At 45.7% G+C, this 14,354-nt stretch carries 10 protein-coding genes and 2 pseudogenes; 6 read left to right on the top strand and 6 right to left on the bottom strand.

Going from position 1 to position 14,354, the window contains the following annotated elements:
• Positions 1-15: 15 nt before the first annotated feature.
• A complete protein-coding gene (locus BUB52_RS09450; protein ID WP_009123340.1) occupies positions 16-906 on the bottom strand; it encodes a helix-turn-helix domain-containing protein in 891 nt (296 codons plus the stop codon).
• 168 nt (positions 907-1,074) lie between these two features.
• On the opposite strand from BUB52_RS09450, the gene BUB52_RS09445 reads away from it, so the two are divergent.
• The 6 genes from BUB52_RS09445 to BUB52_RS09420 all read left to right on the top strand — a co-directional run bounded on the left by BUB52_RS09445 (position 1,075) and on the right by BUB52_RS09420 (position 8,317).
• Positions 1,075-2,343 (top strand): TolC family protein, encoded by a 1,269-nt coding sequence (locus BUB52_RS09445; protein ID WP_009123341.1) that lies wholly within the window; start codon positions 1,075-1,077, stop codon positions 2,341-2,343.
• 37 nt (positions 2,344-2,380) lie between these two features.
• On the top strand, positions 2,381-3,274 hold the full coding sequence (locus BUB52_RS09440) for an HlyD family secretion protein (protein ID WP_009123342.1): 894 nt from the start codon (positions 2,381-2,383) through the stop codon (positions 3,272-3,274).
• Positions 3,275-3,317: 43 nt separating this feature from the next.
• Positions 3,318-4,778: an ATP-binding cassette domain-containing protein gene (locus tag BUB52_RS09435; protein WP_009123343.1), complete on the top strand. Its 1,461-nt coding sequence runs from the start codon at positions 3,318-3,320 to the stop codon at positions 4,776-4,778.
• 37 nt (positions 4,779-4,815) lie between these two features.
• A complete protein-coding gene (locus BUB52_RS09430) occupies positions 4,816-5,919 on the top strand; it encodes an ABC transporter permease (protein WP_009123344.1) in 1,104 nt (367 codons plus the stop codon).
• A gap of 67 nt (positions 5,920-5,986) precedes the next feature.
• Positions 5,987-7,102, top strand: a complete 1,116-nt coding sequence (locus BUB52_RS09425) for an ABC transporter permease (RefSeq protein ID WP_009123345.1) — start codon at positions 5,987-5,989, stop codon at positions 7,100-7,102.
• Positions 7,103-7,180: 78 nt separating this feature from the next.
• Positions 7,181-8,317 carry an acyltransferase family protein gene (locus tag BUB52_RS09420; RefSeq protein WP_009123346.1) on the top strand — a complete coding sequence of 379 codons (1,137 nt, stop codon included), beginning with the start codon at positions 7,181-7,183 and terminating at the stop codon, positions 8,315-8,317.
• Between the two features lie 75 nt (positions 8,318-8,392).
• Here the strand turns inward: BUB52_RS09420 and BUB52_RS09415 are convergent, their stop codons facing one another.
• The 5 genes and pseudogenes from BUB52_RS09415 to BUB52_RS09395 form a co-directional block, all read right to left on the bottom strand.
• A complete protein-coding gene (locus BUB52_RS09415; RefSeq protein WP_174263185.1) occupies positions 8,393-8,836 on the bottom strand; it encodes an Hsp20/alpha crystallin family protein in 444 nt (147 codons plus the stop codon).
• 247 nt (positions 8,837-9,083) lie between these two features.
• A complete protein-coding gene (locus BUB52_RS15885) occupies positions 9,084-9,551 on the bottom strand; it encodes an alanyl-tRNA editing protein (protein WP_230324830.1) in 468 nt (155 codons plus the stop codon).
• Between the two features lie 147 nt (positions 9,552-9,698).
• Positions 9,699-10,832, bottom strand: a pseudogene (locus tag BUB52_RS15880) (GNAT family N-acetyltransferase); the annotation flags it as partial.
• Between the two features lie 283 nt (positions 10,833-11,115).
• Complete coding sequence (locus BUB52_RS09400; protein WP_009123350.1) at positions 11,116-12,783, bottom strand: long-chain fatty acid--CoA ligase; 1,668 nt, start codon at positions 12,781-12,783, stop codon at positions 11,116-11,118.
• 107 nt (positions 12,784-12,890) lie between these two features.
• Positions 12,891-14,350, bottom strand: a pseudogene (locus BUB52_RS09395) (potassium/proton antiporter).
• Positions 14,351-14,354 lie beyond the last annotated feature (4 nt).

The raw sequence follows: 14,354 nt of genomic DNA, 5'->3' as shown, positions 1-14,354 counted from the left end.
ACCATTTCCGGTTTATTATGTTTTCTGGTATTCGGCAGGCGTCATTCCCGTCATTCTCTTGAAGAATTTCGAGAAGAAAGACGGATTGGGAAAGTTCAATTCATCCGATATTTGGAAGATTAGCAGGTCGCTGTGCTTCAGCAGCACTTTTGCTTCGAGAACAACGGATTGGTTGATCCATTGCATTACCGTCTGTCCGCTTGCCTCACGTATAATGGTGCTCAGATAATGAGGGGTCAGGCATAGCTTGTCGGCATAGAAGTTGACGGAACGTTCTTGCTTGCTATGTTCGTTTACAAGGGCTATGAAACGGCGGAATATTTCTTCCCGGCGCGAAAGGCGCAGGGGAGTGGTTGTGCGCGTTTGCTCGTAAGTATACTTAAGATTGTAAAGCAGGGAAATGATGAAGTGCTGTACGGTTTCACGACGGTAGGGCGAGGAATGGAGTATATTCCACAGCAGGGTAAAAAACATCTCCGCCTGTGTCCATTCTTCCTCATTAAGTGACAGTACGATACCGTTTCTCGTGTAAGTTTCCGACAGGATAGAACCGGGCAGGGCAGGCAGAAAATTACAGGCGGGCACTATGACTTGAAAATCGTAGTCGGGACTGATTTCAAGTAATTCTATCAGGGAGTTGTCGGGGATTATAATAATTTGATGAGCGGATACTTCGTATTCGATAAGGTTGATGGAGATTCGCCCTGTTCCTTGCAGAATACGGATGATTCGTCCTTCTTTGGCACGATAGGGCTGTCCGGTATGGAACAACTTGCTTCCCATTTGTATGAAACTGATAACCATACCCAAATCATCGTTTATAAAGCGATATTCCAGGTGGTTGATGATGTCCAGCTTATAACGGATATCATCGAATGCAACGCTTATAGGTCTGTTCTTTTCCATGTTTATAAATAGTAAGTAATTCAGTGGCAAAGATAATAAAGTATTCATATCGTTTGCCTTTTTCTACAAAAAGCCGTACTATTGGAACATCTTTGCCAACAAATAGGTTGTAAGCATACTAAGTTATGCGTCTATCTTTGCATTGTGCTAAATAAATAAGAAACAGATATGGATATGAAACAAGTAATTCTCTCTTTAACCTTTCTTCTTACGGCTACGTTGGCTCACGCCCAGCTTACTTTGGATGAGTGCCAACGTCAGGCGCAGGTTAATTATCCGTTGGTACGCCGGTACGGACTGATAGAAAAGGCACGTGAGTATGACCTTTCCAATGCCGGAAAGGGATATCTGCCCCGGTTCTCTTTGTCGGGCAAGGCTACGTATCAAAGTGATATAACGCAACTTCCCGTCGAAATACCGGGTATCAATGTAAAGACCGCTCCCAAAGACCAGTACCAGGTGATGCTTGAATTGCAGCAAACCATTTGGGACGGTGGGGATATCCGTAACAGGAAACGTCTGACACGTGCGGCATCGGATGTGGATATGGAAAAGCAGAATGTGGATATGTACGCGTTGAACGACCGCGTCAACCAGTTGTTTTTCGGTATCCTGTTGCTGGACGAACAGCTGAAGCAGAACCAACTTTTGCAGGATGATTTGGGAAGAACGCACAAGCAAGTATCAAACTATATAATAAACGGTATAGCCACTCAAAGCGATTTGGATGCCGTCAGTGTGGAACAACTGAATGCCAAACAACGCCGCATTGAGCTGGAAACATCGCGTCAGGCATACCTAAACATGCTTTCCGCTTTTATGGGACAGGAAATCCCTTCCGGAACTACTTTGCGGAAGCCCGTACTGGAAGATACGGGTAGTATGGTAAACGGAATGAATAACCGTCCCGAGCTTCGCCTTTTTGAGGCTCAGGGAGAACAGCTCAGAGTACAGGAATCTACGCTGAATGCAAGGGTAATGCCCCGTTTCGGGCTTTTTGTACAGGGCGCTTATGGCAATCCGGGTTTGAATATGCTGAAAGATGAATTTGATGCATATTATGTGGCAGGTATACGTATGTCATGGAACTTCGGCAGTCTGTATACTCTAAAGAATGACCACCGCAGGATAGACAACAGTCGCCGGCAGATAGAAACCGGCAGAGACGTGTTTCTCTTCAATACCCGTTTGCAAGCTACGCAGCAGGATGCGGGTGTATGGTCCATGCGCAGGCAAATGGCGAATGACGATGAAATCATCCGTTTACGTGAGAATATCCGCCGTGCAGCCGAAGCCAAAGTAGAGAACGGGACGCTGACCGTCACCGATATGCTCCGTGAGATAACCAATGAAAATCTGGCGCGCCGTACCAAGGCATTGCATGAAGTGCAGCTGTTGATGAATATCTGGCAGTTGAAATATACTTTAAATAATTGAGACTTTAGAATTGACAGTAACAATAAAATCCTATAATATGAAATCATTTAAATTATTGCCGGTATTGTTCCTTCTTGGCGCTTGCAGTAGTAGCACACCCGAATATGACGCTACGGGAACTTTTGAAGCTACCGAGGTTATAGTCTCTGCCGAAGCGTCCGGAAAGATACTCGGTTTGGATGTGGAAGAAGGTACGACCTTGAAAGCCGGGCAGGAAGTCGGCATCATCGACACGGTTCAGCTCTATCTGAAAAAACTCCAGCTGGAAGCCAGCGCCAAGTCTGTGGAAGGGCAACGCCCCGATATTCTGAAACAGGTGGCGGCAACCAAAGAACAAATTCTTCAGGCGCAACGCGAGCGTGACCGTGTAGCCAATCTGCTTCGTGTAGGTGCGGCTAATCAGAAGCAATTGGATGACGCCGAATCGCTACTTAAAGTACTTCGCAAACAACTTACCGCTCAAAACTCCACGCTGCGGAACAGCGACCAAAGCCTGACGTGGCAGAGCTCGTCGGTAGGTATCCAGGTCGCGCAGATGGAAGACCAGTTGAAGAAGTGCCATATCATTTCCCCGTTGACAGGAACTGTTCTTGCCAAATATGCAGAAGCGGGAGAACTGGCGGCACCGGGCACTCCGTTATTCAAGATTGCTGATATGGAACAGATTTATCTGCGCGCCTATATCACTTCCGAACAATTGTCCGAAGTGCAGCTGGGGCAGAAAGTGACAGTCTATTCCGATTATGGTAAAGATGTAAGGAAAGAATATCCTGGAATTGTCATTTGGATTTCGGACAGTTCCGAGTTTACTCCCAAGACGATTCTTACGAAAGATGAGCGTGCCAATTTGGTATATGCCATTAAAGTGGCTGTGAAAAATGACGGTATGTTGAAAATCGGAATGTATGGAGGAGTGGATTTTAACGACTGATAATGTATAGTTAGTATTTTGTAATTCATCATTCAACAACGTCATGAACTTTGCAGTAACTGTCGATAACGTCTTTAAGCGTTACGGCCGGGTGGAGGCCTTGCAAGGCGTCTCTCTCTCCGTCCGTCCGGGTGAACTTTTCGGAATCATCGGGCCTGACGGTGCGGGGAAAACGTCGCTGTTCCGTATTCTTACCACTTTGTTGCTTGCCGATGAGGGTAAGGCTACGGTATGTGGATTGGACACGGTGAAAGATTATAAGGCTATCCGCCAACGGGTAGGGTATATGCCCGGACGTTTCTCTCTCTATCAAGACCTGACGGTAGAAGAAAACCTGAGTTTCTTCGCTACGGTTTTTCATACTACCATTGAGGAGAATTATGATTTGGTGCGTGATATTTACCGACAGATAGAACCTTTTCGTACACGTCGTGCCGGGGCCTTGTCCGGTGGTATGAAGCAGAAGCTTGCCCTTAGTTGCGCGCTTATCCATAAGCCGGATATTCTTTTTCTGGATGAGCCTACTACGGGTGTAGACCCTGTTTCTCGCAAAGAATTTTGGGAAATGCTCCGCCGTCTCAAAGAACAGGGTATCACCATCATAGCCTCTACTCCGATTATTGACGAGGCACGCCAATGCGACCGTATTGCCTTTATCAATGAAGGCCGGATACATGGTATTGATACTCCCGGCCGTATTCTGAAACAATTTGCGGACATACTTTGTCCTTCGGGACTGTTACACGAGAAAGCGGATAACCGTGAGAATCATGTAATCGAAGTGGACGGACTGACCAAACGTTTCGGTACGTTTACGGCTGTCGACCATATTTCCTTCAAAGTACGCCAAGGTGAAATCTTCGGCTTTCTGGGTGCCAATGGAGCCGGTAAGACTACCGCTATGCGTATGCTCACAGGTTTAAGCCATCCTACGGACGGCAAAGCTTGTGTTGCAGGCTTTGATGTTGCCACCCAATCCGAAGCCGTGAAAAAGAACATCGGTTATATGAGTCAGAAGTTTTCCTTGTATGAAGATCTCAAAGTATGGGAAAATATCCGCCTTTTTGCCGGTATCTATGGGGTGCCCGAAACCGAGATTGCCTCGAGAACAGATGAATTGCTTCTACGTCTGGGACTGGAACAAGAGCGTGATACGCTTGTTAAGAACCTGCCGCTGGGATGGAAACAGAAGCTCGCTTTTTCGGTCTCCATTTTTCATCATCCCAAGATTGTTTTTCTGGATGAACCTACGGGTGGTGTCGATCCTGCCACCCGCCGCCAGTTTTGGGAGTTGATTTATCAGGCTGCCGATCAGGGTATCACTGTTTTTGTCACAACCCATTTTATGGATGAGGCGGAGTATTGCGACCGTATTTCTATCATGGTGGACGGTGTAATCCGTGCGCTTGATACTCCCGACAGGCTGAAACAACAGTTTGGAGCGGCTACCATGGACGATGTTTTTCAACAGTTGGCCCGTGAGGCTGTAAGAGCGGCCGATTGATACAGATATAAAATTCAAAACTGATTGTGATATAACCATGAAACAATTCATAGCTTTTGTCCGAAAAGAATTCTTTCACATCTTCCGCGACCGGCGTACGATGCTGATTCTGATGGGTATGCCCATTGTGCAGATTATCCTTTTCGGCTTTGCCATCACTACGGAGGTAAAGAATGTGCGTGTTGCCGTTCTCGACCCTTCCAATGATGTCGTAACCCGGCGCATTATCGACCGTGTGGATGCCAGTGAGTATTTTACCGTTACCCGCCGTCTGCATTCCCCCGAAGAAGCAGACCGTTTTTTCAGGAGCGGGGATATTGATATGGCAATAGTCTTTAGCGAACGTTTCTCGGACAATCTCTATACCGGTGAGGCCGGAGTACAGATTATTTCCGATGCCACCGACCCCAATATGGCTACCATGCAGGCCGGATATGCCACAAATATTATCTCTATGACGGGACAGGAGATGCTTCCGCCCGGAGTACGCGCTTCTGCCATTGTGCCCCAGGTCAAGTTGCTTTACAATCCGCAAATGAAGAGTGCCTATAATTTTGTTCCCGGTGTTATGGGGCTTATCCTGATGCTGATTTGCGCAATGATGACTTCTATCTCCATAGTGCGCGAAAAGGAAACGGGAACTATGGAAGTGCTACTGGTTTCTCCCGTAAAACCGCTGTTTATCATCCTTGCCAAAGCAGTGCCATACTTCGTTTTGTCATTTGTCAATCTGATAACGATTCTGTTGCTCTCTGTCTATGTCCTTCATGTGCCGGTTGCGGGCAGCCTGTTTTGGCTGATTGTAGTGTCATTGCTTTTTATTTTCGTATCATTGGCTTTGGGACTGCTCATTTCTACCGTAACCCGTACGCAGGTAGCCGCTATGCTGGTGTCCGGATTAATGCTGATGATGCCTACCATGCTGCTTTCGGGAATGATATTTCCTATCGAGAGCATGCCTGTTATTTTACAAGGTATTTCTACTGTGATTCCTGCGCGTTGGTATATTCAGGCGGTACGTAAATTGATGATAGAGGGGGTGGATATATCACTGGTGCTGACCGAAATCAGTATACTGACCGTTATGGCGGTATTTCTGATAACCGTTAGCTTCAAGAAATTCAAGAACCGGTTGGAATGATGCCGTTTCAATTGTATTAAGTATATAAGATGTGTCATGACCGTAGAGTATAAACAGTAGTATCCTTATGATTAAATATCTGATAGAAAAAGAATTCAAGCAGCTGTTTCGCAACTCATTCTTGCCAAAGCTGATTTTCATATTCCCATGTATGATTATGATATTGATGCCTTGGGCTGCCAACTTGGAGATAAAGAATATCAATCTGAATATTGTGGATAATGACCATAGTGTTGTGTCACGCCGTTTGGTAGATAAGATCGGCGCTTCCACCTATTTTCGTCTGACAGCGCTTCCCGATACTTATGATGAGGCTTTGCTGGGTGTTGAAAAAGGTACGGCAGATGTCATTTTGGAGATTCCCCATGATTTTGAAAAAGATTGGATAAACGGTAAAGCGCCTCGTTTACTTGTCGCAGCCAATGCTGTAAACGGAACAAAAGGAAGTTTGGGCGGCTCTTATCTGTCTTCTATCATCAGTGATTATGCCCGTGAATTAAGGTCGGAAACACCTGTTAGAACATTAGCGGGAAAACCGCTTCCCCGTATCGGCATCTCTACCTTGAATCTCTATAACCCCACTCTGAACTATAAGCTTTTCATGATTCCTGCACTTATGGTTATGTTACTGACATTGATTTGTGGTTTTCTTCCCGCCCTCAATGTAGTGGGAGAGAAAGAAGCGGGGACTATTGAACAAATCAATGTGACACCGGTCAATAAATTCACGTTTATCGCTGCCAAGTTGATACCTTATTGGTTGATAGGATTTGTGGTGCTTACCATTTGTTTTGTCCTTGCCTGGTTGCTTTATGGAATTTTGCCTGCCGGGCATTTTCTCACAATCTACGGTTTCGCACTGATATTTCTTCCGGTGGTTTCCGGTTTTGGCCTGGTTATATCCAATCATTCGTCAACGCTGCAGCAAGCCATGTTTGTCATGTGGTTTTTTATGCTCGTACTTATTTTAATGAGCGGTCTTTTTACTTCTATTCATAGTATGCCCGAATGGGCGCAATGGATTACCCGTATCAATCCGTTAAGGTATTTTGTAGAAGTAATGCGTACGATATACCTTCGCGGCGGTGGTTTCGCCGAGTTGCTTCCTCAACTGGGGGCTTTGCTTGCTTTTGCCGCAGTAGCCAATATCTGGGCGGTAAAAAGTTACAGAAAAAGCAATTGAAAAGGGGATGCCGCCTTATTATTCCTATGACCTTTTTTATTACCTTTGCACGCGAATTAATAAACATCTTATACCAAAATGGACACACAAAACTCTTACCTTGCTTCAAAGCCGCATTATGAAATTCTTGACGGGCTTCGTGGTGTAGCTTCTGTAATGGTTGTCGCTTTCCATTTGTTGGAAGCACATTCCGGCGGCAGTCATTTGGAGCAACTTATCAATCACGGTTATTTGGCGGTGGATTTTTTCTTTATGCTTTCCGGTTTTGTTATCGGTTATGCTTATGACGACCGTTGGAATCGGATGAGTGTCGGTACTTTCTTCAAGCGGCGTATAATTCGTTTGCATCCTATGGTTATAGTGGGAAGCATTATAGGTGCGGTATTCTTCTATTTTCAGGAGTCACCATGTTTTCCGGCTATTCAGAACACATCGGTCGGAACCATGTTATTGGTGATGCTGTTGGGATGTACTTTGCTTCCGCTTCCTCTGAAGTGGGACATTCGCGGTTGGACGGAAATGCATCCGTTGAACGGACCGGCCTGGTCGCTCTATTACGAATATATAGGTAATATTCTTTATGCGCTGTTCATCCGCAAGTTCAATAAAACAGCTTTGTCCGTTTTGGTTTTGGTGGCCGGATGTTTTACGGTGCACCGTTGCCTAACTGCACCTACGGGAGATATTGTCGGTGGCTGGGCATTGAACTGGGAGCAGCAATATGTAGGGCTTGTCCGGCTGATGTATCCTTTCTTTGGCGGATTGCTGTTATCCCGTTTAGGATGGTTGGTTCATATTAAAAAGCGGGCGTTCTGGTGGTGCAGTCTGATGATTGTGATAGTTATGGCTTTCCCCCGTTTGGGCGGTGAAAATCACTTCTGGATGAACGGGCTTTATGAAGCTTGCTGTATTCTTTTTATTTTTCCTGTGATTGTTTCTATGGGAGCGGGTGGCAAAGTGACCGGTAAACGCTCTACCGCTATATGCAAATTCCTGGGAGATATTTCGTATCCGGTATACATAACACATTTCCCGTTGGTATATACTTATACGGCTTGGGTATGCAATCATAATGCAACTATCGTAGAGAGTATTCCTTATATGATATTGACCTTTATCAGTGCTTTCATTCTTGCCTATGCCTGCTTGAAACTCTATGATGAGCCTGTGCGCAAATGGCTGACAGACCGTTTTCTGAAAGGAAAAAAGAAATAGCCAAAATACTGCTCCGATACATGAATGCCCCGATGCAAAGATTTGCACCGGGGCATTCTCTAATTACCGATTACTTTATTTTACGTCAATGAATTTTTTAGTTTTTTCCTTTTCCTGCTCGGTGAATTTCGGCAGATTGATATTCAACACACCGTTTTCCACTTGAGCGGAAATCTTCTCTTTGTCGACGTCGTCCGGAAGGATCATTGTCTGTTGGAATTTGGAGTATGAGAACTCGCGACGCAGATAGCGACCTTCTTTCTTTTCATCTTTATTGCTCTCTTCCCTGTTTTCCGTTTTCTTCTCCATGCTGATGACCAGATTGTTTTCTTCATCGATATGTACGTTGAAGTCTTCTTTTGTCATTCCGGGAGCGGCCAACTCTACTTTGTATTCTTTTTCCGTTTCAAAAACATTGATGGCTGGAGCGGTTGCATTGGCTTTTACCATCCAATCGTTATCAAAGAAATCGTTAAAGATACTTGGTAACCAATTCTGAGTTCTTCTTACAGGCATCATAATCATAGTCTCCTATCTTTTAAAAGTTATACATTCGGTTTATTCCGAACTTCGGTTCTCAGCGCTTTTCAATGTCCGTCTTTCGGCTTTCATTATTTACGTCTTGAACCGTCGTTCACCTACTATATTGCAAACCTCATGCCAGCAAGCTTATACTGACTTTATTGACTATTTGTCATTGAATAGCTGACTATTTTACTTGTATAATGCCAATATTGCTATCTTTTTATTTAAAATTGATTGATTTTTATACTAATTTAAAACGCATCCGCCAACGCTTGCTTTCTTCATCCCAGTCGTGGCTGATAATTTTGAAAGTTCCTATCTCGGAAGTATTGGCAACATGTGTACCGATACAAAGGCATTCGTCATAATCACCGACTTTTACTACACGTACGGTTTCCGAAGCATCTTCCGGTAACCGTTCCAAATCGAACCTGCCCTTAGCTTCTTCCTGAGTGATGAATTCGGTAGTGACGGGCAGGTGCCGTGCTATCACTTCATTAACCGCTTCTTCCAGGCTCTTTATTTGCTCTTCCGTAGGGCAGGCGTTCAATCGATAATCCAATTTGCTTTTCTTACGCTCTATATGAGCGGAGACAGAGCGGCCGCAACCGAATAATCTAATCATTGTCTGATTAACGATATGTTCGGTGGTGTGCATGGGCGGGTATTCCTGTTTGTTGTGCTCGTTGAGTTGAATTTGTTGTTCCATAAGTTCTTCTTTCAAAATGCTATATACATGTATATCCGCATACTCTCCCGAAGCCAACAATTCTCCGGCACGTTCCGTTCCTTCCAGACGGAAACCAAGCCGGACGGGAATGCCGTTACTTGCGGTATTGCCTGTGGCGCAACGGATTTGTATGCGTTTTATATCTTTGGCTTCGACCGCCCATTGGCACAGACGGCGAACACAGGCGGTCATAATTCCTTGATGTTGATATTCGGGCAATAACCAATAGCCGATTTCCGTACGATGATTGGCGAAGTCGGAGAAATGGAAACCTACCAGTCCGCAAATTTCATTTTGTTTATTCCAGATGCCGAATATCGGTTCGTAGCTGTCGGCAGGGACGGAGAGAACTCCTTTCAAAAAACTTTCCTCATCGGCCGCGGATTTCAGGTTGTCGACAAACGGTAGCCAAGTGCGCATATAGTCGCGATGGGTATCAATGGCATGATATATGGCGGTGGCGTCCTCTATCGTCACCTCACGCAATGAAATGTCCGGACGAATTTCGAAGGATATATTTAAATGATTGAAAGGCGTTGTTTCTTTCCGTGCGTTTTGTATTCTATCTTTGATTTTGTCCCAGGCGCGTGTATCGAACAGGCAGCTTTCGCGCATGGTGTGATACATTTCCTTGAATCGGGACATAGGTATGGTAAAGCTTAGTAAATCCGCCTCAAAATAAGGACGGACAGACGGATCGAAGAATCCTATAAACGTCCTTTTGCCCTGCTTCCGATTTTCAAGAACCGTTTGCGTCACAACAGAGCAACAGCCGGAACCGAATGGTGCAGAAACCATGTCGAATGCGTTACTGTCGAAAAACGCCCACGTGGTCAATCCGGCTAATACGTCGGGAGTTGCAAGGAACAGTATGCCTTCCGCTTTGTCGAAAGACACCAGATTATCGATTCGTGTAAAGTGCAGCCAGGCTTTTTCGGCTTTAGGCACTTGTATCTCCTGTATGAAGTCGACAACCATTTCAGGCGTTTTCTTGTACTTCTCTTTCAAGGAAACGAAGCCGGGTACATGCTCCGGCATATCTGTAAATCCTGTGTAAAACTTGCCGCCACCGCAGCCTATTGTTTCCGCGTTGAGGCTGATTGTCTTTCCGCTCCTGACCTGCGCCATGCTTTTAAAGAAGCATCCGCTTACTTTCTCTGTCGGAGCTTCCGGCCGGTCGGAGTACCAGAAAGCGATGGGAAGTTCGGTTTGCTGTCCGAATGCTTCCCGGTAATTGTTGATAAATGTATCTATATCCATTTCCTTCTATTTTTCCGTAAAGATAATTAATATTCCGGGATTTTCATTTCCGGCATATGAAAATGCAATGACGCGAAGGGAAAACAGGGGTGCTGAAATGTACGGGCATAAAAAAAGGAGTACCGCTGTACTCCAACCTTTGTTAACCTTAAATCTAATACTATGAAAAACACATTGCAAAGATACGGACAATTGGGAAATCTGCAAATTATCCAAGAAAAAAAGCATGTTTTATAACACTTCTTATAAAATCATACTTCTTGCTATATGTTTTTTAAGGATTTCAGCCTTTGGCTTCCTGATACATGAAGCGTTTGATGCTCTTTTTGGCTGTCTTTTCAAATTCCTCAAAGTGTATTTTCACTTTAGTAATCTGGCAATATGCCGGCAGCAGTTGGTTCAACTCATTCCGGTTGGCTTCCATTGCTTTCTCTATATCGGCTTGCTGCAAGCCATGGGCAAAGGCGTCGTCAAAGTCGGGATATATCAGGGCTACGAGTTTGTCGTGCTGCAATACAATCAATGACTCTGATACGTATGGCATATTGTTCAGTTTGCTTTCTATCTCTTCGGGATAAATGTTCTGTCCGCTGGAAGTGAGAAGCATATTCTTACTGCGTCCGCGTACGGTGACATAGCCGTCGGCATCCATCGTGGCAAGGTCGCCTGTGTGCAGCCAGCCGTTGACGTCTATTATTTGAGAAGTGGCTTCTGCATTCTTGTAATAGCCCAGCATAAGGTTGGTTCCCCGGCAGATAATTTCGCCCGCTACGTGCTGAGGGTCGGGAGAGTCTATCTTTACTTCCATACGGGTGGTGGCTTTTCCGCAAGAAGCGAGTTTCAGGGTTTCCCAACGGCTGGAGCAGATGATAGGACCACATTCCGTCATACCGTAGGCAATGGTATAGGGGAATCCTATCTGTTTGAGGAAACGTTCCACATCGGCATTGAAAGGCGCGCCACCGATAATGATTTCATCGAAGTTACCACCGAAAACATCCATTGCTTTCTTGCGCATATCGGCCTTTATCTTGTCATTGACAATAGGCATCCGCAGCAATAGTTTACCGATTTTGTTGTCTATAAGAGGCAGGATATTTTTCTTGATAATCTTCTCTACGATGAGCGGTACACAGGATATGACGCGCGGCTTGATTTCGGAGAATGACTGTGCGATAATCTTTGGCGACGGCATACGGGTAAGAAAGTAGAGGTGCGCGCCTGCCGAGAAGCCGTAAAGGAAATCGTATACCATACCGAAAACGTGTCCCAAAGGGAGCATGGATACGATATGGTCGCCGGGACGTACGGGCAACATCTCGTGGCAGTAGGCTATGTTGGACCATAAACTGCGGTAGGGCAGCATTACGCCTTTGGAATAGCCTGTGGTGCCGGATGTATAATTGATGACCGCCAACTCTTCGGGCGACTGTTCCTTGCGGTAGCAGATATGTTCGGGACGGAAGTTCTTGGGATAACGTGAGCCGTAGATGGCGTTTCGATGCTCGAACGCTTCCATGAGCCGTTCATCCCGGCAGACGACCGGAGTGAAGTCTGTCAGCAGGACGACTCCCATAAGCAGCGGCATGGCTTCTTCGTTCAAGTTCTCCCAAGCCTGGTCGCCGACAAAAAGGAGCTTGGCTTCGGAGTGGTTGACGATATTGTGTATATTGTCTGCCTTGAACTCGTGAAGAATAGGAACAATTACGGCACCATAAGTCACTGTTGCCAGAAAACAGACCGCCCAATGAGCGCTGTTACGACCACATACGGCTATTTTATCACCGGGCTGAATACCGGCGCTTTCCAATACGATATGAAATTTTGCAATTTTACGGGCAACATCTTTATATTGTAGAGTTATTCCTTTGTAGTCTGTCAGGGCATTTCTGTCCCAGTTTTGTACGATGCTTTGTTCGATATAGTCAATGAACCGTTGTTCTTGTTCCATGCGTATATTTGCACACTTTAGTTAAAACTGCGCAAATATAGGGCTTATAGTGATGCAAAGCAAATGCTTTGAAGTTTTTTTCATGGGAGAACACTCTCCCTTATTTCCTATTCTTTGGTCTTTTCAGAAATAAGCAGCAGCTTGTCTCCCACATGAAGTTTCAGACTGCCGTTGGGTATCAGGTATTCGTTGCCGCGCTTCACTATCATCACAAGAGTTCCCTGAGGCAGGTTCATATCTTTGAGCGTATCACCTTTCGCATCGAGTATCTCTTGAGTGACGGTAACATCGCGCAAGTCGGAATCGATATCTTCGGGCAGTTCTACTCCGAAGTCATTACCCGTCTTTTCCATCGGGGTGGAAAGTCCCAGCATACACGCTACTTTTGAAACGGTAGTACCTTGAATGACGAGGGACAGAATCGTGATGAAGAACACGATATTGAAGATTACGTCCGCACCGGGCACACCCGCTACCACCGGATAAGTGGCGAAGATAATGGGAACCGCACCGCGCAGTCCCACCCACGAAACGAAGAACTTGGATTTCATATTGATGCGTTTCCCGAATGGAAGCAGGCAGAGGAATACGCTGAGAGGACGTCCTATCACAATCATAAATACGCCGATGAGCAATGCCACGCAAGCCACCTCGAGCATTTCGTGCGGGTTGACCAGCAGGCCGAGACAAAGGAACATGATTATTTGGAAAAGCCATGTCAGTCCGTCCATAAACGTGTAAATCTCCTTGCGGTACATGATTTTGTTGTTTCCTACCATCATGCCGGCAATGTAAACGGCCAGATAGCCGTTGCCCTTCATCAGGTCGGTGATGGAGAATGTGAAGAACACGAACGACAGCAGCAGAATGGGATAAAGCGACTGGTTGTCTATATTCAGCTTGTTCAGCATAAGGATGGCCAGTTTGCCCAACAGATAACCTGCGGCGGCACCCACAATGAACTGTATCACAAAGGAGAGGGCTATCTGTGAAACACCCATTCCCGAAGACTGGATAAACTGAATCAGCACGATAGTCAGCATATAAGCCATCGGGTCGTTACTACCGCTTTCCAACTCCAGCATAGGACGCAGGTTGTGTTTCAAATTCATCTTTTGCGAGCGCAGGATGGCGAACACCGACGCCGAGTCCGTGGACGACATGGTAGAAGCGAGCAACAGGGATGTGATGAGCGGCAGATGAATATTGGTCCAGCTCATGCCCGACAGCCACCATATGAATAATCCGGTAAACAATGCCGTCAGCAGTACGCCGAAAGTGGACAATACGATACCGGGAGAGAGAATGGGCTTGATTTCGGTGAACTTGGTGTCCATACCGCCCGAAAACAGGATGATACTTAAAGCTACCATACCGATGAACTGCGCCTCTTTGGCTTGGCATTGTGGAACTGCAATCCGAGCCCGTCGCTTCCGAAGAGCATACCTACCACAAGAAAAAGCAACAAAGCGGGAACTCCGAAGCGATAGCCTGTCTTGCCTACGATGATACTGACGAAAAGTAAAATAGAACCTACGAGTAGAATATTTTCGGCTGTAAATAACATAAGT

The sequence above is a fragment of the Bacteroides clarus YIT 12056 genome (assembly GCF_900129655.1).
Taxonomy (GTDB): domain Bacteria; phylum Bacteroidota; class Bacteroidia; order Bacteroidales; family Bacteroidaceae; genus Bacteroides; species Bacteroides clarus.
Note: the sequence above shows the minus strand (reverse complement) of the source record. Positions and strands in the feature narration are given on the sequence as shown.

Coding starts and splice junctions, on each gene's coding strand:
- BUB52_RS09400 (WP_009123350.1), bottom strand. CDS start 12,783: ATGGAACAAGAACAACGGTTCATTGACTATATCGAACAAAGCATCGTA.
- BUB52_RS15885 (WP_230324830.1), bottom strand. CDS start 9,551: ATGGAACAACAAATTCAACTCAACGAGCACAACAAACAGGAATACCCG.
- BUB52_RS09415 (WP_174263185.1), bottom strand. CDS start 8,836: ATGATGCCTGTAAGAAGAACTCAGAATTGGTTACCAAGTATCTTTAAC.
- BUB52_RS09445 (WP_009123341.1), top strand. CDS start 1,075: ATGGATATGAAACAAGTAATTCTCTCTTTAACCTTTCTTCTTACGGCT.
- BUB52_RS09435 (WP_009123343.1), top strand. CDS start 3,318: ATGAACTTTGCAGTAACTGTCGATAACGTCTTTAAGCGTTACGGCCGG.
- BUB52_RS09430 (WP_009123344.1), top strand. CDS start 4,816: ATGAAACAATTCATAGCTTTTGTCCGAAAAGAATTCTTTCACATCTTC.
- BUB52_RS09420 (WP_009123346.1), top strand. CDS start 7,181: ATGGACACACAAAACTCTTACCTTGCTTCAAAGCCGCATTATGAAATT.
- BUB52_RS09425 (WP_009123345.1), top strand. CDS start 5,987: ATGATTAAATATCTGATAGAAAAAGAATTCAAGCAGCTGTTTCGCAAC.
- BUB52_RS09450 (WP_009123340.1), bottom strand. CDS start 906: ATGGAAAAGAACAGACCTATAAGCGTTGCATTCGATGATATCCGTTAT.
- BUB52_RS09440 (WP_009123342.1), top strand. CDS start 2,381: ATGAAATCATTTAAATTATTGCCGGTATTGTTCCTTCTTGGCGCTTGC.